The organism is Streptomyces sp. NPDC002004 (genome assembly GCF_053593975.1).
Map to the genome: position 1 here is coordinate 358791 of NZ_JBSFDP010000002.1, position 17745 is coordinate 376535.

General features: G+C 71.7%; 15 protein-coding genes. 8 read left to right on the forward strand and 7 right to left on the reverse strand.

The features are described 5' to 3' along the window. Window positions 1–86: 86 nt before the first annotated feature. Together ACWCP6_RS04620 and ACWCP6_RS04625 are read right to left on the reverse strand one after the other, a co-directional pair. Window positions 87–383, reverse strand: coding sequence for a DUF397 domain-containing protein (locus ACWCP6_RS04620; RefSeq protein WP_450930846.1), 297 nt, complete (start codon window positions 381–383; stop codon window positions 87–89). Continuing rightward, entirely contained in the window at window positions 370–1194 is an 825-nt protein-coding gene (locus ACWCP6_RS04625; RefSeq protein ID WP_450930847.1) for a helix-turn-helix domain-containing protein, read from the reverse strand. The genes ACWCP6_RS04620 and ACWCP6_RS04625 overlap by 14 nt, the downstream gene beginning before the upstream one ends. A gap of 111 nt (window positions 1195–1305) precedes the next feature. Between ACWCP6_RS04625 and ACWCP6_RS04630 the strand changes: the two genes are divergently transcribed. Then, window positions 1306–1530 (forward strand): hypothetical protein, encoded by a 225-nt coding sequence (locus ACWCP6_RS04630; protein WP_450930848.1) that lies wholly within the window; start codon window positions 1306–1308, stop codon window positions 1528–1530. Between the two features lie 325 nt (window positions 1531–1855). On the opposite strand, the gene ACWCP6_RS04635 is transcribed toward ACWCP6_RS04630, so the two are convergent. Beyond that, complete coding sequence (locus ACWCP6_RS04635; RefSeq protein WP_450930849.1) at window positions 1856–2695, reverse strand: alpha/beta fold hydrolase; 840 nt, start codon at window positions 2693–2695, stop codon at window positions 1856–1858. A gap of 103 nt (window positions 2696–2798) precedes the next feature. Continuing rightward, on the reverse strand, window positions 2799–3506 hold the full coding sequence (locus tag ACWCP6_RS04640) for a DUF998 domain-containing protein (RefSeq protein WP_450930850.1): 708 nt from the start codon (window positions 3504–3506) through the stop codon (window positions 2799–2801). A 185-nt stretch (window positions 3507–3691) separates the two neighbouring features. Between ACWCP6_RS04640 and ACWCP6_RS04645 the strand changes: the two genes are divergently transcribed. The 4 genes from ACWCP6_RS04645 to ACWCP6_RS04660 all read left to right on the forward strand — a co-directional run bounded on the left by ACWCP6_RS04645 (window position 3692) and on the right by ACWCP6_RS04660 (window position 7874). Continuing rightward, entirely contained in the window at window positions 3692–4309 is a 618-nt protein-coding gene (locus ACWCP6_RS04645; protein WP_450931105.1) for an RNA polymerase sigma factor, read from the forward strand. Further along, window positions 4306–5079, forward strand: a complete 774-nt coding sequence (locus ACWCP6_RS04650) for a hypothetical protein (protein ID WP_450930851.1) — start codon at window positions 4306–4308, stop codon at window positions 5077–5079. Before ACWCP6_RS04645 ends, ACWCP6_RS04650 begins: the two co-directional genes overlap by 4 nt. Window positions 5080–5847: 768 nt before the next feature. Next, on the forward strand, window positions 5848–6534 hold the full coding sequence (locus ACWCP6_RS04655) for an RNA polymerase sigma factor (protein ID WP_450930852.1): 687 nt from the start codon (window positions 5848–5850) through the stop codon (window positions 6532–6534). Next, a complete protein-coding gene (locus ACWCP6_RS04660) occupies window positions 6534–7874 on the forward strand; it encodes a hypothetical protein (RefSeq protein ID WP_450930853.1) in 1341 nt (446 codons plus the stop codon). The genes ACWCP6_RS04655 and ACWCP6_RS04660 overlap by 1 nt, the downstream gene beginning before the upstream one ends. Window positions 7875–8798: 924 nt before the next feature. Here ACWCP6_RS04660 and ACWCP6_RS04665 read toward each other — a convergent pair. Beyond that, window positions 8799–9638 (reverse strand): L,D-transpeptidase family protein, encoded by an 840-nt coding sequence (locus ACWCP6_RS04665; protein WP_450930854.1) that lies wholly within the window; start codon window positions 9636–9638, stop codon window positions 8799–8801. Between the two features lie 349 nt (window positions 9639–9987). Here ACWCP6_RS04665 and ACWCP6_RS04670 point away from each other — a divergent pair, with 349 nt between their 5' ends. Beyond that, entirely contained in the window at window positions 9988–11568 is a 1581-nt protein-coding gene (locus ACWCP6_RS04670; protein WP_450930855.1) for an acyl-CoA mutase large subunit family protein, read from the forward strand. Here ACWCP6_RS04670 and ACWCP6_RS04675 read toward each other — a convergent pair. Then, complete coding sequence (locus ACWCP6_RS04675) at window positions 11544–14666, reverse strand: COR domain-containing protein (RefSeq protein ID WP_450930856.1); 3123 nt, start codon at window positions 14664–14666, stop codon at window positions 11544–11546. The two genes, ACWCP6_RS04670 and ACWCP6_RS04675, sit on opposite strands and share 25 nt — an antisense overlap. Window positions 14667–14859: 193 nt before the next feature. Between ACWCP6_RS04675 and leuE the strand changes: the two genes are divergently transcribed. Further along, window positions 14860–15513, forward strand: coding sequence for a leucine efflux protein LeuE (leuE, locus tag ACWCP6_RS04680; protein WP_450930857.1), 654 nt, complete (start codon window positions 14860–14862; stop codon window positions 15511–15513). 13 nt (window positions 15514–15526) lie between these two features. Here leuE and ACWCP6_RS04685 read toward each other — a convergent pair whose 3' ends face one another. Further along, entirely contained in the window at window positions 15527–17017 is a 1491-nt protein-coding gene (locus tag ACWCP6_RS04685; RefSeq protein ID WP_450930858.1) for an FAD-dependent monooxygenase, read from the reverse strand. A gap of 57 nt (window positions 17018–17074) precedes the next feature. Here ACWCP6_RS04685 and ACWCP6_RS04690 point away from each other — a divergent pair, with 57 nt between their 5' ends. Next, window positions 17075–17743 (forward strand): TetR/AcrR family transcriptional regulator C-terminal domain-containing protein, encoded by a 669-nt coding sequence (locus ACWCP6_RS04690; protein ID WP_450930859.1) that lies wholly within the window; start codon window positions 17075–17077, stop codon window positions 17741–17743. Window positions 17744–17745: the final 2 nt, after the last annotated feature.

Sequence of the window (17745 nt, forward strand, 5' to 3'; positions counted from 1 at the left end):
TGCAGCGGATCACCCCGTGACGGCCGAGGCGGCACACACCCCGATGGGGCCCGCGCGCCTGCGGCGCGGGCCTCATCGGACTGGTGCTAGGCCATGACGGACTGCTGCTTCACGGCCTCCACGAACGACGTCCAGGCGGTGCCGGTGAAGACGACGGCAGGACCGTGGGGGTTCTTGCTGTCACGAACGGGGACGAGGGGGCGGGCGGTGTCGTTGACTTCGAGGCACTCGCCGCTGTCACCGCCGCTGTACGTGGACTTGCGCCAGGTCGCGTACGCCTCGCTGACTTCCAGGCAACTGCCGCTTTCACCGCCGCTGTAGGTCGACTTGCGCCACATCGGCAGGGTCGAGGCGTTGGGGACGACGTGCTTAGCGCTGTGCATGGTCGTATTCCTCCGCGACAGACCTGATCATGGCCAGGGATTCGCGATGCGACAACGCATCGCCCAGAGCATGATCGTAGGCGACCTGGCACTGGCGTACTACGGATGGAATCTCCCAGACCTTTCCCGTTTCCAAGCCCTCCACGTAGGCCACGGGCGGGAGTTCCTCGAACCACATAAGGGAGACCAAGCCTTCCAGCAGCTTGTAGTAGCCCACATGGAAGGGCAGTACATGCACGCGAATACGCCGCGACTCACCGAGCCTGGCGATGTGTCGTAACTGCTCACACATCACTGCAGAGCCGCCAATGGGGCGCCTGAGGACTGCCTCGTCAAGCAGGGACCACACCAGTGGCGATTGGAAGTCGTCGAGGATGCGGGCGCGCTCCAGTCGCGTGACGAGGAGCTTGTCACGTTCCTCGTCCGTTCTGTGCTCGTGGCCCGAGCTGAGCACTTCATGTGCGTACGCCTGGGTCTGCAAGATGCCAGGGACCAGCTTGGGTGCGTACTGGCGAATTGTCGTTGCCTGCCGCTCCAGTTCGGCTGCCAGTGTGAAGTGTTCCGCAACCTTGCGCCCATCCAGCGTGGGCAGAAACCGCTCGAACACCCCACCCGTCTCCAGCACCTGATCCAACCGTCGCGCGTCGTCCAGCGCTGGACGACGTCGCCCCGCCTCGATGTGGGCGATGTGCGTGCGCGACATGATCGCGCGCAGGCTCAGCTCCTCCTGGGTGAGTCCCGCCGCCTCCCGGCGCCGCTTGAGCTCCTCGCCGTAGCTGACGCGGGACTCGGGGTTGTCCTCGATTGCCATCCGCAACTCCAGGATGTGACGTAGCCGTTGGCACAGCGATCCCTCTGGCGAGCGTAGCTGCGATGACCTCACTCTGTGATCGGATCCCCACAGAGAGCGAGAGGTAGTGCGATGGCAACGCCGCACCAGGAGGGCGCGTACGTCGCGCACACCGGGACCGACGTCTACGGGCCCGGCAAGGTCATCGGCGTCGACGGTGAGCTGCGCCGTGTGCGGTTCGTGCACTTCGTCGCGACCATCGCCGCGCAGGACCTGCGTGAGGCCTCTCCGGACGAGGAAGAGCGGGTGAAGGCGTGGCTGCGGTCGAAGGCGGAGAGGCACGGGGGCCGGTGGTGAGGCTGCCGGGCCTCGGGCCGTACCTCACATTGCGGGTGTCACGGGACGGGGGCCGCACCTGGGGCCCCCGGACGACGTACCGGCCCGAGCGGGACGGACTGCTGCCGATCGACTCGCCCGGGCGCTATCCGCCCTGTGAGTGCACCCGTTGTTCTCACCCGAAGTGACCGTCCGTGCGCGGAGGAGCCGGATGGCGACACGTCCCCCGCGGTGTGACCCTGAGAGCCGGGAACTGCGAACGGCTCGCGGCGGTCGAGGCGGCCTACGACCCCGCCATCTCTTCCGGCTCAACGTCAATGTCCGGCCCCCGGATTGACCGGTTGACTCACCGCAGGAACGCCGCGACGGACGCAGTGAACCGGCCCGCGTCGTCGAGCCACGGGAAGTGCCCGGCACCCGCCTGCACGACGAGCCGGGCGTCCGGGAACAGCCCGGCGAACTCGGCCATAGCGGGTGGCGGGGAATTCAGGTCGTACTCCCCGGCGAGCAGCAGCACGGGCCGCCCGAACCGAGCGAGCGCCGCGCGGGTCGCGTCCGGGGCGAAGACGCCCTCGGAGCCGAAGACGGCCGCGGCCTCGGTGTTCCGCTGCTCGTCCTCCGCGGACCGATGGGCCCGCGCCGTCTCGTCCCAGCGGCCGTAGTAGAACGGCGCTATCGCCTCCCAGGATGCGGCGGTCGCCCTGCCCGCGACGATCCCCTCGAGGGCCGCGAACGCTGCCGAGAACCAGGGCTCGTCCCGGCGCAGCCGCGCCGTCGCACGCCGTACGTCCCCCGCGACCGTGATGCCGACAGCCGCGACGCCCGGAGTGATCAGCGCGAGCCTGCCGACGTGCTCCGGATGGCGCTCCGTGTAGAGGACGGCGAGGTTCGCGCCGCCGGAATGCCCGAGCAGGTCGACCTGTTCGAGACCCAGATGCCTGCGCAGGGCCTCCACGTCGTCGGTGAGCCGGTCACAGCGGTAGGAGGCAGGGTCCTCCGGTGTCGCCGACCGGCCGGTTCCCCGGAGGTCCAGCCTGATCAGCCGCCGGTGCGTGGACAGGCCGCCGAGGTCGCCGAGATAGACGGAGTCCTGCATCGGCCCACCGGGCAGGCAGATCACCGGAGGACCGTCACCGAACTCCTGGTAGGCGAGTTCGGTGCCGTCGTGTGCAGAGAAGGTGGGCATGGCCCCGACCCTGTCAGCGGCGTTCGGGCAGGGCAATCGGTTTCCGCCGACACGGACAGGGGGCGCACGCGCCGAGGGGGGGTGGTCGCCTTCCGAACCGGGATCAGCGGGAGAGGTTGCGAGCGCGCGAGGAGAGGCCGACGGCGCCCACGGTGAACGTCCATATGAAGAGCGGGAACACGGCGACACGCTCCATTCCGCCCATACCGAGCCCCAGGTAGTGGCCGGAGAGATGGAGGAACGCGGCGAGGAGCGCCAGCGTGCCGAGGAGCCGTGTCGCATGGCGCAGGCGGTGCAGGGTCGTGCCCGGCTCGGTGCCGAATCCGGCCAGGATGAGGCCGGCGTTGCCCGTGGCCATGATGAGCAGGGCTCCCAGCACATGGGCGTTCTCCCTGGTGTCGGAGGGTGCGAGGCCCACCAGTACGAAGCCCGCGCCCGCCCCGGCCAGCAGGATGCGGGAGACCAGCGGGCCGGGCCTCCGGCTCCATATCCGCCAGGTCAGGAGCGCACCGGCCAGCAGGAGCAGGCCCGACGCCGTGAACGAGACGTTCATCAACTCGTGCCTCGGAGAGCAGACGTACCGTGACTCCGGCTCCGTGCGCACCTCGCAGCGGATGTTGCCGAGGTCGCTGATGTTGTTCGCCGCCCAGCTGTAGGCCCTGGGCCACGCCGACTCCACCACGAAGTGGATCACGAAGAACTGCACGGCGCCGAAGGCCCAGGCGAGCAGGCCCAGTCGTGACCACCGCGTCGTCGTCTCCGGCGTCGCACGCGACTGCGTCCGCCCCGCATTGAGCTGTCCTGTCGTCATGGCTCCAGGTGATCACTTCGCGGGTGCCCGGCACACTCCGGCTGTCCCCCCTGCTTTCCCGGGGCGTGCCGGAGTGACCCTGTGACACTTCTGTGCGGGCCGACGCAGATGACCGTGGGGGCAAGGGCACGCCGATCCGGCCGGATCCGGCTCGTGCCGCATCGCTGCGAAGAGGAATGCGCTTGTTGGGCCAGGGAGGGGAACCCCGCCGGGCGTCGGCGTACGACGGGGAGCTGGGCGCGGCCGTCGCGCGGGCACAGGACGGGGACGAGGCCGCCTTCGCGGTCGCCTACCGGCTCGTACAGCCGGGGCTCCTCGGCTATCTGCGGGGCCTCGTCGGCGACGAGGCCGAGGACGTCGCAGCCGAGGCATGGCTGGAGATCGCCCGCGACCTGGGCCGGTTCCGGGGCGACGGCGCCGGCTTCCGCGGCTGGACCGCGACCATCGCACGGCACCGGGCGCTCGACCTGCTGCGCCGTCGCAAGGCACGGCCCCGGCCCTCCCACCTCGACCAGGACGTGCTCGAGCTGCCCGCCGCGCACAGCACGTCCGACCAGGCCCTGGAGGCCATCTCGACCGGCGAGGCCCTGGCCCTGATCAACGGGCTGCCCCAGGACCAGGCGGAGGCCGTGCTGCTGCGCGTGGTCGTCGGCCTCGACGGGCCCACCGCGGCCCGTGTGCTCGGCAAGCGGCCCGGCGCGGTCCGAACCGCCGCCTACCGGGGGCTGAAACGTCTCGCCCGGCATCTCGGCGTGCGCGGTGTGACGGATGACGGGCCCGGGACGCTGGGGAAGGCGAGATGACTGAGACCCCACAGGCCCCACCCGGCGTCGGCGCCCTCCTCGCGGCGGCCGTGCGTCCCGACGGCATCAGCCCGGACGCCGAGCAGCGCGCGGTGGCCGCGTTCCTCGCCGCACGCGACTCCGGTGCGCACGGCGCGCGTACGCGACGGCGCGACGACTGGCGGCCCCGCGCTCGGCGGTGGGCCGCGCGCTGGCCCCTGCGCGCCACACTCGGCACCGTGCTGGCGGGGCTCACGCTGGGCGGGGTCGCGATGGCCACGATCGGTACGCGCGGCGACGGCGGTGACAACGATGCGCGGCAGGCACGGCCCGCGCAGACCGCCTCCGCGCCCGAGTGGCCGTCCGGGCGGCGCGGGTGGTCAGGGGCGTCCGGACGGCCGGCGGCGCCCGGCGGCACCGCGTCCGCCTCGGCGGCCCCGGACGGCGAGGCCCTCCCGTCCCCGTCCGCCGCGCACCCCCGAGCGGGCAGGGGCGCCGGCGCGGGCAAGGATGACGCGGCGCGCTGCCGTGCCTACGACTCAGCCGATGCACATGGCCACAAGCCGAATTCGACGGCGTGGCAACGGCTGGTCCGTGCCGCGGGCGGCGAGCAGTACGTTCCCGGGTTCTGTGCCGGCGTGACGGCTCGTGAGTCGGCGCGCGGCGTGGACCCTGATGGTGCCGACCCGTCCGTACCCGGATCCGGGACCCCGACCCCGACCCCGACCCCGGACGAGTCCACCACGCATGTGCCGGACACGGGGCCCGGGACGGCGGCGCGGGCGGACTGACACCGCGGGGCCGGGAACGGTCGTGCTTCGGGATCCGTGGTGCTCCGGGTCCCTGGTGCTCGGGGTCCGTCGTGCTCGGGGGCGCGTGCTGTATCCGTCGTGCTCTGGGTCGCGTGCTCGGGTTGCGCATGCCGACGTGCGCGCGCTGTGCCCGGTGCACCGAGGTGCGCGAGCCGAGACGCGCGCGCCGCGATCCGTCTCGGGCGCTTGGCGATGTGCGGGGACTGACGTCCGAGCTCCGAGTCCGGGCGCCGGCGTCCGCGTACGGAGTCGGGCTGCCGACACCCGTGTGCCGAGTGCGTGAATGTCCCGAACCGGGCGAGGTGCGCTTCAGGGCGCGGATGTTCCCCGATGTGCGAAGTGCGTGAAGGCGATGTGCAAAGTGCACCAGAGCGGGGTGAAATGCAGATGTGTTCCCCGAAGGAATGCGACGCCCCGGCATGTTGCAGCCGATACGCGCGGGCTGAGCCCAACAGGGGCTCTACCCTTGCCGTTGGCAACGGCCGGGGCCGCCACCCCCCACAGGAGAGGCCCCGGCCGCCGCACGGCACGGGCCGCGCGGCGGCCCGTACTTCCTTCAGCGCCGCCCGTGCCGTTTTCGTCACACCCCGCTCCGTCGTCCAATAGTTGCGCGTTGTACAAACATGGACGTGGACCCATTTCAGGCCGTAGCGTGCTGGTTCGCGCCGGGCGGCGCGGCATGTCCGTCAAGACCGGGAAGGCGAACCCGTCGCGGGGCCACATCTCCGACTGGGGCAGGATGAGAGAGTGCTGGGGGACGACGCGGAGCTGACCGCCGCGGTACTGGCGGCGCAGGACGGGGACGAGACCGCATTCCGGATCGTGTACCGCGCCGTGCATCCACGGCTGTTGGGGTACGTCCGGACGCTGGTCGGCGATCCGGATGCAGAAGACGTCACATCGGAGGCCTGGCTGCAGATCGCCCGGGACCTCGACCGGTTCAGCGGCGACGCCGACCGGTTCCGGGGCTGGGCGGCGCGCATCGCGCGCAACCGGGCGCTCGATCACATACGGATGCGCGGGCGCCGCCCAGCGATAGGCGGCGACGAGACCGAGCTGACCGGGAAGCCCGCCGAGTCGGACACCGCGGGCGAGGCGATGGAGCTGCTCTCCACGAGCGATACGCTCTCCCTCATCGCCCAGCTCCCGCAGGACCAGGCGGAGGCCGTCGTGCTGCGCGTGGTCGTCGGGCTGGACGCGAAGAGCGCCGCGGAGACGCTCGGCAAGCGGCCCGGCGCCGTCCGCACCGCCGCACACCGCGGTCTCAAGCGGCTCGCGGAGTTGCTGGGTGCGAATCCGGAAGCCCCCGGCGCGCTGGACGCCGTACCGCCGCAGCGAGAACCGCAGGCAGGTGCCGTGACGTCCGCAGGTGTGACGTACACCCGCTCCGCCGGTGTGACGCATTCGCGAACGCGGACGCAGAAGGACATGTGATGGCCGACGAGCGCAGTGACTTCCCCGAGGACGGACAGCCGACCCCCGGCAGCTCCGCCACGGGCTGGGACGCGGGCCGTTGGCCCGAGCGCGGCGCCGCCCATGCGCAGAACCCCGACACCGGCCGTGGTGCGGGCCAGGGTGCCCGTCGGCGTTCCCGTGACGGCGGCCGCTGGCTGGACCAGGACGCCGCTGAGCGGCTGCTGAGCGGCCCCTTGTTCGACGGTCTCGGAGGATCCGACGGCCTCGGCGGGGGCGACCCCCGTGCCCGTCTCGAAGCCACGCGGCTCGCCGCCGCACTCGACGCACTCGCCGCCGAGGGGCGCCCCCACCCCGCCGAGGCGGTGGAGGAAATGCGGGGCGAGGCCGCCGCACTGGCCGCCTTCCGCAAGGCTCGCGAGGGACAGACGTACGTCGGCCCCGTCCCTGTGGCCGGCCAGGAGGGCGCCGTCGCGGGCGACATGGGTCCGGGTGACATATCGCTGGGCACTACGGCTCCGGGCGCAATTCGTATTGGCCGTGCCCATGGTGCGGGCGGCCAGGGTGCGGGCGGCCACCGTGCCGGTGGGCGCACACCCCGTCGGCGTGCCCGCTGGGGCAGACCCGTGCGGTTCGGGCTCGCGGCCACGTTGGCCGGATTCATGGTCGGCGGGGTCGCCTTCGCGGCCACCACCGGGGTGCTGCCGTCGCCGTTCGGCGGCTCGGACGAGCCGAGCCCCGGGTCGTCCGTCTCGGTCGCCGCCACCGGTGACGAATCCCTCGCCTCGCCCTCCCCCGACCCGACGACGGAGGACGGCGGACGCTCCGGCGAGTCCACGCCCGACGGCACGCCGTCCGACCGGCCCGACGTGGCGCCCTCGTCCCGCGGGGCCCAGGCCCAGCCGGGCGGTGCCTCGTCGGATCCTGGCTCGCGCTCCGACGACAAGCAGCGCTCGGAGAGCGCCAGTGAACGCTGGACGCGCGTCGTCGCCTCCTGCCGCGACTACCGCAAGGGCACGCTCGACACCGACCGGCGACGCATGCTGGAGGACGACGCCCACGGCGCCGAGCGCGTGAGCAAGTTCTGCACGCGGGTGCTGGACCTGTCCCACAGCGGCCGTGAGAACGGCGGCGACAGCAGCGGCAGCGGCGACGGCAAGGGCGACGACGGCAACGACAGCGGCGGCAAGGACGGCAGCGGCGACAGCGAAGGCGGCTGGGGCGGCTGGGGTGGGAACCAGGACGGCGCGGTCCGGCAGAGCGGCGGCGTGCTCACCGGCAGCCCGTCCTACGAGACGCCGTCGTTCCCGGTCCCGACCCCGTCGGCCTCCTACAGCGCCCTCCCCACCCTGCTGTCCTGAGGAACCCCTCGGCCCTCGGCACCTGCCGGGTCCTCGACGCCTGACGGGTCCTCGACTGTTGCCGGGCGGCCCCGGGTACCCGACGGGCCCTCGGTGTCCGCCCGTCCCTCGTCCAACTCGCGGTGCCCGTCCGGCCCGTGCCCCTCGTCCGACTCTCGGCGAGCGGCCGGCCCGCGGCCGCCCGTACGGCTTTCGGCGCCTGCCTGGTCCGTGGCACCTGCCTGGTCCACGACACCCGTCCGGCCCGCGGCACCCGTCCATCTCCCGACACTCGTCCGGGTCGCGGGCGCCCGCCCGGCTCACGGCACCACCCGTCCACCTTCGGCGCCCGTCCGGCCCGCGGGCATCCCTCCAGCGCCGGGTTCCCGACGGCGACCAGTCCGTCCCGCGTCGGCTCCGACGGCGTCCTGGCCTCCCGTGACCCGGCACCCGCCCCTCCGGTCCCGCGTGGCGCTGCCCAGCCCCTCATCCGGTTCTGACGGCGTCCTCCCCACCGCACCCGACGGCCCGGCGGTGTCCTTCCCTTCCCCCGACGGCCCGGCGGCGGCCTCCCCATCCCCCGACGGCTCCGGCGGGTCCACCCAGCGCCCCCGGCACCCCTACGGCGTCGTCGCCGACCCCCGCCGCCCCCGCTGTCCGGATCCGCGTGACCCCGCCCCGGCTCGGACCACCCTGCTGGAAACCTGCTCTGACCTGCGCTTCTCGAACTCGTCGAAAAAAATCTCCGGGAGGTGTGACGTTTTCGGAGCAGGCGACGCAGTAAGAAATGAGCCGACTGGTCATCGGCCCACGCACGAGCCGGGGTTCCCCCCGTACCCACGGCTCAGTGCCCTGGCGCGGGCGGGACACGTTCCCCCGGTCCCGCCCGCGCCCTTTATCTCCTCCGCCGCCTGCGGGCAGGCACCACTCACCCGCGAACGCCGCTCACCAGTAGACGACGACCTTGTCGCCCGTCCGCACCTGGGCGAACAGCGCCGCGATCTTCCCCGCGTCCCGGACGTTGACGCATCCGTGCGACGCGCCGTTGTAGCCGCGGGCCGCGAAGTCCGCCGAGTAGTGGACCGCCTGGCCGCCGCTGAAGAACATCGCGTACGGCATTGCCGTGTGGTAGATCGTCGAGACGTGGTGCCGGGACTTCCAGTACACGTGGAACGTGCCGTCGCGGGTCGGTGTGTACTGGGCGCCGAAGCGCACGTCCATCCGGGACAGCACCCGCCCGTCGATCATCCAGCTGAGCGTGCGGCTCTTCTTGCTGATGCACAGCACCCGGCCGGTCAGGCACCGTGGATCGGGCTTCGCCGCGGGCAGCGTCGTCGGCGGGTGGAGCTGTTCGTGCGTCGGCGTGTCCGTCAGGTCCCGCACCCGGCGCCAGGTCGTGGCATCGGTGCGCCCGGTGCCCGGCAGCCCGTGCGCGCGCTGGAAGGCAGAAACGGCCCCGGCCGTGACGCTGCCGTAGTAGCCGGTGGGGAAGCGGTCGAACAGCTTCAGCTCCCGCAGCCGCGCCTGGAGCTCACGCACCTGCTCGCCCCGCGAACCCACGGCCATCAGCGCCCGCGGAGCGGGCGGCCGGTGCGGGGAGGGCGGCGCGGTCGGCTTCGTCCGCGGCTTGGCGTCGACGCCGTCGGACCCGGCCGCCCCGCCGTGCCCGGGCGACGTGGTGGAGGTGACATGGACCGGCGGTGGACCGCCGTGCGCGCCGGAGGCCTGGGCCTTGCACCCGCCCGCCAGGGCCGCGGCGACCACGAGGACAAGGGACGGACCCATGGACGTACGGCGCAGTGAACCCGGCACCTGACCCCCCGAAGGCTGCGAACCACGACGGCGAACCTCCGGGAAATCCTCCTCCGCGCAGCATGCTGTGAGCAAGGTCCCGGCGTGCGCCTCTCCACCGGGTGCACGCCCGCCACTACAGTCCGTTGCGAGACCCGAGCCATTACCAGCGAGTAGCAACACCGCATCAGGCCCGGGACGGCTTCAATGGCTTCAGCAGTCAGTAACTCAGCAGCTCAGTAACTCAGTGGCTCAGTAACTCAGTGGCTCGGTGACTCCGTGGCTCGGCGGCCCGGCAGTCGCACGAGTCCGGCGGCCCAGCAGCTCAGCAGGAGGCACAGCAATGGCGCGCGAATCCGAGTCCGGACTGCCCATCGAACCCTTCTACGGACCGGATGCACTGGAGGGCTGGGACCCGGCGGAGAAGCTGGGCGAGCCGGGTTCGTACCCCTTCACGCGCGGCGTGTATCCCTCGATGTACACGGGCCGCCCCTGGACGATGCGCCAGTACGCCGGCTTCGGCACCGCCGTCGAGTCCAACGCCCGCTACAAGCAGCTCATCGCCAACGGCACGACGGGTCTGTCCGTCGCCTTCGACCTGCCGACCCAGATGGGTCACGACTCGGACGCCGCGATCGCCCACGGCGAGGTCGGCAAGGTGGGCGTGGCGATCGACTCGATCGACGACATGCGGGTGCTGTTCGGCGGCATCCCGCTGGACAAGGTGTCGACGTCGATGACGATCAACGCCCCCGCCGCACTGCTGCTGCTCCTCTACCAGCTCGTCGCCGAGGAACAGGGCGTCCCGGCGGACAGACTGACGGGCACCGTCCAGAACGACGTGCTGAAGGAGTACATCGCGCGCGGGACGTACATTTTCCCGCCGAAGCCCTCGCTGCGGCTGATCGCGGACATCTTCAAGTACTGCAGGGCCGAGATCCCGAAGTGGAACACGATCTCGATCTCCGGGTACCACATGGCGGAGGCAGGGGCGTCGCCCGCGCAGGAGATCGCGTTCACGCTCGCCGACGGCATCGAGTACGTCCGTACCGCCGTGGCGGCCGGCATGGACGTGGACGACTTCGCGCCCCGGCTGTCCTTCTTCTTCGTGGCGCGCACGACGATCCTCGAAGAGGTGGCCAAGTTCCGTGCGGCCCGGCGGATCTGGGCGCGGGTGATGAAGGAGGAGTTCGGGGCGAAGAACCCGAAGTCCCTGATGCTGCGCTTCCACACGCAGACCGCCGGAGTGCAGCTGACCGCCCAGCAGCCCGAGGTGAACCTGGTCCGGGTGGCGGTCCAGGGGCTCGCGGCCGTCCTCGGCGGCACCCAGTCCCTGCACACCAACTCCTTCGACGAGGCCATCGCGCTGCCGACGGACAAGTCGGCGCGGCTGGCCCTGCGCACCCAGCAGGTCCTCGCCTACGAGACCGACGTCACCGCGACCGTCGACCCGTTCGCCGGGTCGTACGTCGTCGAGCGGATGACGGACGACGTGGAGGCGGCCGCACGTGAGCTGATGCAGAAGGTCGAGGACCTGGGCGGCGCGGTGAACGCGATCGAGCGCGGTTTCCAGAAGAGCGAGATCGAGCGCTCCGCCTATCGCATCGCCCAGGAGACCGACGCGGGCGACCGTGTCGTCGTCGGCGTCAACCGCTTCCAGCTCGACGAGGAGGAGCCCTACGAGCCGCTGCGCGTGGACCCCGCCATCGAGGCCCAGCAGGCCGACCGGCTCGCCAGGCTCCGGGCCGAGCGCGACCAGGCCGCGGTCGACGGGGCCCTCGCCGCCCTGAAGAAGGCCGCCCAGGGCACGGACAACGTCCTGTATCCCATGAAGGACGCGCTCAGGGCCCGCGCCACGGTCGGCGAGGTGTGCAACGCGCTCCGGGAGGTCTGGGGGACCTACGTCCCCAGCGACGTGTTCTGACCGGCACTCACCTGCCGCGGCAGCTCGGCGCGCTCCCGCCCGGTGCCCACCGCGAGCACGCCCGGCCGATAGAACCGGGCGTGCTCCTGGCACAGCCAGTACGTGGGCCCCTCCGGCGTGGTGACCTTGTTCAGCCGGCCCCAGTTCTCCTGCGGGTCGAGCTGTTTGAGCAGGGCGTACATCTGCCGGTACTCGGCATGGTCGGCGGCCCGCACCATGGACCGGGCCTCGCTGTCGTCGAGCCGCCTGCGGGTGTCCTCGGGCAGGCCGTCCAGCAGTGCCTTCATCAGCTCCAGGTCGTCCTTCATCACCTTGCTCAGGTCCTCGGACGCGGCTCCGAGCGCTGCACCGAAGACCGGCACGACGTACTTGAGGGCCCTGAGGGTCCCGTGGACATAGGGCAGAACGGTCTTCGTGAACTCCGAGTTCGCCGGCAGCTCGTAGGGCTCGACGCCGTCCAGCAGATGCCACTCCCCGGGGGCCTCGCAGCACAGGTGCAGCTGGAACACATCGCCGGGCAGCAGTCGGTGGCCCGACTCGCGGCGTGAGACACGCCGCACCCACACCAGGCTCGGACAGAGCACCTCCTGCCGGCTCTGCTCGCGGCGCAGCGTGCCCAGGAAGACGCGCTGCTGCTCCGACACCATGGCGGAGACCTCCGCTCGGGCCTGGTCGATCCCGCCGAGTGCTTCGGCGTGCCGCCGCTGCCCGACGACCTCCAGCTCGTCCAGTTTGGCGAGCACCTGGTGGGCCATCTGTTCGGCCCGGTCGGGCGCAGGCCGCTCGATGCCCTGGAGCAGGAACGGCACCTCCACGTCGCCCAGGTGCTCGGGACACTCGATCGTCTCGCGCGGCGGCTTGTGCGCGAGCCGGGCCAGCAGCTGCTCGTGCCGGAACTCGTGCGGACACGGACGGCCCTCCGCATCCCGGTGCGGACAGGGCACGAACCGGGTGATGTCCAGACCCGGATAGCGCTGCAGCGTCTGCTCGAAGCCGTCCTTGAGCACGGCGAAGAAGTCGTGCGGATACGGTCCTCGCACGCGCAATTCCGCCGCCTTGGCATGCCGGTCCACCATCACGAGCGCGGCGTGCACGCCGTCCGGGTGCTTCAGCAGTGCGCCGGAGCGCCAGCGCACCGGGGTGGAGAACCGGTGCTCCCTCGCGATGAACCAGGTGGGGATCCCCGGCGGAACCGTGTGCAGCCGGTACCTGAGACGCAGCTCGCGTTGGGCGCCGGCCTCCGGGGTGTTCCAGGTCTCCTGGTACGACGGCGGGTTCCACGGCAGCAGCTCCACCACGAGGCTCGCTGTCTGGTCCTCGGTGCGGTACGAGAGGTCGAAGTTCTCCATCATGCGGATGAAATGCCGCCGCATGGACCGGTCGACGTCGTTCCAGAGCGTGTTGCCGAAGGAGTGGCTGAAGAGGCCGCCCGCGTTCAGCACGTCCTCGGAGTCGAGGACACGACTGATGTAGGCCGTCAGCCACTGGGGCCGCAGCACGACCAGGTCGCACAGTTCCTCGTCGTCCGGGTAGTAGAGCAGATCTCCGAGGCTGTGCAGCGCCGCGGTGAGCGACGCAATGTGAGAGGGCTCGCGCACACCGGCCGTCGACAGAAGGTCGCCCAGCTGCTCCGGGGTGATGTGCTTGGCCTCGTGGGCGCGTACGGCGTCCGCGGCGCGCAGCCAGGTACGCGGCCAGGTCACGCCCATCAGCGGCAGCCGGGCCACTTCCTGGCGGATGAACTCCTTCACCTCGGCGACACCGGCACCGTTCGCGCTGTCCGCGCTGAGGCTCGCCACGATGAGTCCCGGATACGTCTCCTGGAGCTCACCGAGCGGGAGGTCCGGCGGCCGCGGGCCGAGGTGGGTGGCGACCAGGACGACGGGGGCGTGCGGGGCCCTCGCCTTGATCATGTCCAGCCAGTAGTGCAGCTTGCTGCCCTCCCAGCCGATCTGGGCGTCCCAGAGCAGCAGGAACAGCGAGCGGTCGGTCAGGAAGAACTGGTGCGTGGCGTGGTAGATCTCCTGCCCGCCGAAGTCCCAGGTGCTGAGCCGCATGGTGACCGGCTCCCCGCCCGGGGGATTCGGGTGCGGCATGTCCAGGGTCCCGACGGTGAGCCCGTGAGTGCTGTCCTCCTGAGGGTTGTGGGCCTCCCCCCGCAGGGCGCGCAGCAGCGATGTCTTGCCCACGCGGCCCTCGCCGACCACGACGACCTTCGACGACCACTGGCGCACCGGGTCGGCGCGCATCTCGGAGAGGAAGGTGACGACGGCCTGGGCGCCGGCGGCGGCCACTTCCGGGGGCGGGTTGGTGAGGGGGTTCCCGTCGAGGGTGAGGGTGGTGAGTGACGTCAGGTTGGCGAGGGCGTCCGGGAGGACCGCGAGGCGGTTCTTGTGGAGCCGAAGCGTGTCCAACCCCGTGAGCTCGCCCAGGGATTCGGGGAGGTCGATGAGGCTGTTGCCGTCGAGTGACAGGATCTCGAGCTTGGTGAGCGCCGCGATGTCCTCCGGGACGACGGTCAGCCTGTTCTCGTGGAGCCACAGCTCGGCGAGTTGCGTGAGCTCGGTGAAGCCCTCGGGAAGGGCGCGGATTTCGTTGTTGCCCAGCGCGATCCACCGGAGCCGGGTGAGGTTCCGGAGTGTCTCGGGCAATGCGTGGAGCTCGTTGGCATGCAGCATGAGACGGGTCAGCCGCGTCAGGTTGCCGATGCTCGCGGGAACCTCGGTCAGCCTGTTGTTGTCGAGCGAGAGGCTGTCGAGACGTGACAGCCTGCCGATGGTCTCCGGGACCCGGGTCAGCCGGTTCGAGGAGAAGGAGAGCGACTCCAGGCGGGTGAGATCACCGATCGCGTCCGGCAGTACCCGGAGTCCGTTCTCGGCGACCGACAGAGCCTTGAGTCCGGTAAGGCGGCTGAGCCAGGCGGGTAGCTCGGTGAGGCCGTTGTCGTTCAGCTTCAACGTGGTGAGGTGGGTGAGGTCGCCCAGCGCCTCGGGTAACGACTCGAGCCCCAGTCCGGAGAGGTCGAGCGTCTTCGCCCCCGTCCGCCGGCACTCCTCGATCTGCGCCATCACGCCCATGGCACCCTCGGCTGTGTCCACGTGCCGTCCCGTTCCGATCGCATGCGGTGGGCCATGTCGCCCCCTGGGCCAGCCAATCTAGGCGCCCGGGCCGGCTCCGATCGGGGCGTTGTCGAAAACCGCGGCAGCCTCCGGCGGACCTGTGCCCGCCAGGCAGTCTCACCCCCCGGGCCCCCGCACCCCCCGGTCGTACTGTCGTGCGACACTCCACCTCATGCTCGGTGTCATCGATCTGCCCACCTACCTCGCGGGCCTTGTCCTCATCGTTCTGCTCCCGGGGCCGAACTCGCTCTACGTGCTGTCGGTCGCCGCCCGTCGTGGGGTGCGCACCGGGTACAAGGCCGCGGCGGGTGTGTTCTGCGGGGACGCCGTGCTGATGACGCTGTCGGCGGCCGGTGTGGCCTCGCTGCTGAAGGCGAACGCCGTGCTGTTCGGGATCGTGAAGTACGCGGGCGCCGGCTATCTGAGCTGGCTGGCGATCGGGATGCTCCGGGCCGCGTGGGAGATGTGGCGCACCCGCCGCGAGCGGGCCGCCGCCGTCGCGGACGCACCCGCCGACGCGGGCGAGGAGCGGCCCTACCGCAAGGCCGTCGTGATCAGTCTGCTCAACCCGAAGGCGATCCTGTTCTTCGTCGCCTTCTTCGTGCAGTTCGTGGACCCCTCCTACGCCCACCCGGCGCTGTCGTTCGTCGTGCTGGGTGCCTTCGCGCAGCTGGCGAGCTTCCTCTACCTCACCGCGCTGATCTTCAGCGGGACGCGCCTCGCCGCCGCCTTCCGGCGCCGCAGGCGGCTGTCGGCCGGTGCCACATCGGCGGCGGGCGTGCTGTTCCTCGGATTCGCGGTGAAGCTGACGCTCGCCAGCGCCTGAGCGCCGGCGCCGCTCAGCAGCGGCCGGCCCCGACCCTGGCCAGGTAGGCACCGAGCCCCTCCGGGGTGCCGCCCGCCCAGCCGACGTATCCGTCGGGGCGGACCAGGAACAGGCCGGTGCCGTACGGCGCGTACGTCGGGACGCGGTGCACGCGGACCTCGGCGGGCAGCGGAGGCGGCTCCGCGTCCGTACCGACCGCCAGCAGCGTCCAGTGCGGACCCCGGAACACGTCGAAGAGGCGTATGCCGCCGGGCCGGCCGTCCGGTGCGCGGTCGCCGGCGTGCAGGGCACCGTCCGGCAGGTCCGCGCGGGTGTCCACGGAGAGGGACGAGTCACGGTAGCCGAGGCCCAGCTGGCGGGTCGCGGCGCCGCGGCGGGCCTCGCCCCGGTGGATGCGCGTGGACAGGCCGAGCATCTGCGCCGCGATCGGCCGCCGTTCCTCCTCGTAGGAGTCGAGCAGCGCCTCGGGAGCGCCGTGCCGCAGCACCGCGCCGAGCTTCCAGCCCAGGTTGTACGCGTCCTGCACGCTGGTGTTCAGGCCCTGGCCGCCCGCGGGGGAGTGCACATGGGCGGCGTCCCCGGCGAGGAAGACCCGGCCCACGCGGAACGCGTCCGCCAGTGCGGCGCGCGGCCGGAACTCCGAGGACCAGCGCACCTCGGTCACATCGTCGGCGGTGAGATGGGTGCGGTCGGCGATCAGCTTGCGCACCCCCTCGGGTGACACGTCGAGCTGCGTGTCCGCCCCGCACCGGGCCACGACCTGGAAGTCGGGCGTTCCCGGCAGCGGGCACGCGGAGACGAAGTCCTGCGCGTCCGGCTGCGGGAACACATGCCAGTTGTCGCGGTCCAGGGCGGTCGGGGCGATCCGCACGTCGGCCACGAGCATCGGCGCGGGGTCGACCGCCCCCGAACCGCCGGCTCCGTTCGGGCCGGGGAGCCCCCCTTCGCCGGTCATCGCGACACCGAGGGCGCGGCGCACCGTGGAGCGGCCCCCGTCGGCGGCCACGAGAAAGCGGGCGCGCACCGTCCGGACGGAGGCCCCCTCGCCGACGCGCACCGTCACGGCCTCCGCGTCCTGCCGTACCTCGGTGACCTCCGCGCCCAGGACGATCCGCCCGCCCAGCTCCCGCAGCCGTGCCGCGAGGATCTCCTGCGTGCGCCACTGGGGCAGCAGCCACGGACCGGAGTACGGCTCGGTCTCCGTCGGCTCGTGCGCGTCGAACATGCGGTGCTCGCCCTGCCGGACACCGCTCTGCCAGACCATGCCGACCGGTGCGGGTCCGCCCGCCGCCACGACCTCGTCGATGGTGCCGAGGTCGTGCCAGACCTCCAGCGTGCGGGGCTGCAAGCCCTTGCCGCGCGATCCGGGGAAGAGCGCGTCGCCCCGCTCGAGGACGAGCGCCGTCACGCCGCGCCTGGCCAGGTCGACGGCGAGCGTCAGGCCGGTCGGTCCCGCGCCCGCCACGATGACGTCCACCGTCTCCTTAACGTTGTTAAGTTCCATGTCCGCCAGGCTGCACTTAACAGTGTTAAGTTGTCAAGCGCTTGGTTAGATGGGGGCGTGGCAACGACGCGTACGACACGACTGGACCGGCACAAGGTCGCCGAGACCGCCCTGCGGCTGCTGAACGAGGTCGGCCTCGACGGACTCACCCTGCGCGCCATCGCCAAGGAGCTCGGCGTCAAGGCGCCCGCCCTCTACTGGCACTTCGAGGACAAGCAGGCGCTGCTCGACGAGATGGCGACGGAGATGATGCGGCGCATGACCGCCGAGTTCGGCGAGCCGCCGGAGCAGTGGGACCAGGCGCTCGCCCAGGCCATGCGAGGCATGCGCGCGCAGCTGCTGCGCTACCGCGACGGCGCCAAGGTCTACAGCGGCTCGCGCTTCACGGACACGGCGTACGCGGCCCCGATCGACGCCTTTCTGGCAGCACTGGAACGGGCGGGCTTCTCACCCCGCGCCGCCGTGCGTGCCTGGTTCACCGTCTACAGCTACACCATCGGCTACGTCACGGAGGAGCAGTCGATGGGGCCCGACCCGGCGCGCGCCGGCGAAGGCGAGGCGGTCTACGACCTGGCGGCGCGCGCCGAGCGCCTCGCCGCCCACCCGCGGGCCGCCGCCGCGGGCCAGGAACTCTTCGGCGACCACGAGCACGGTTTCGAGGCCGGCCTGCGCGCCGTGATCGTGGGCATCGGTGCGACGCTGCGGGAGAACGGCCCGCGGACCTGAGC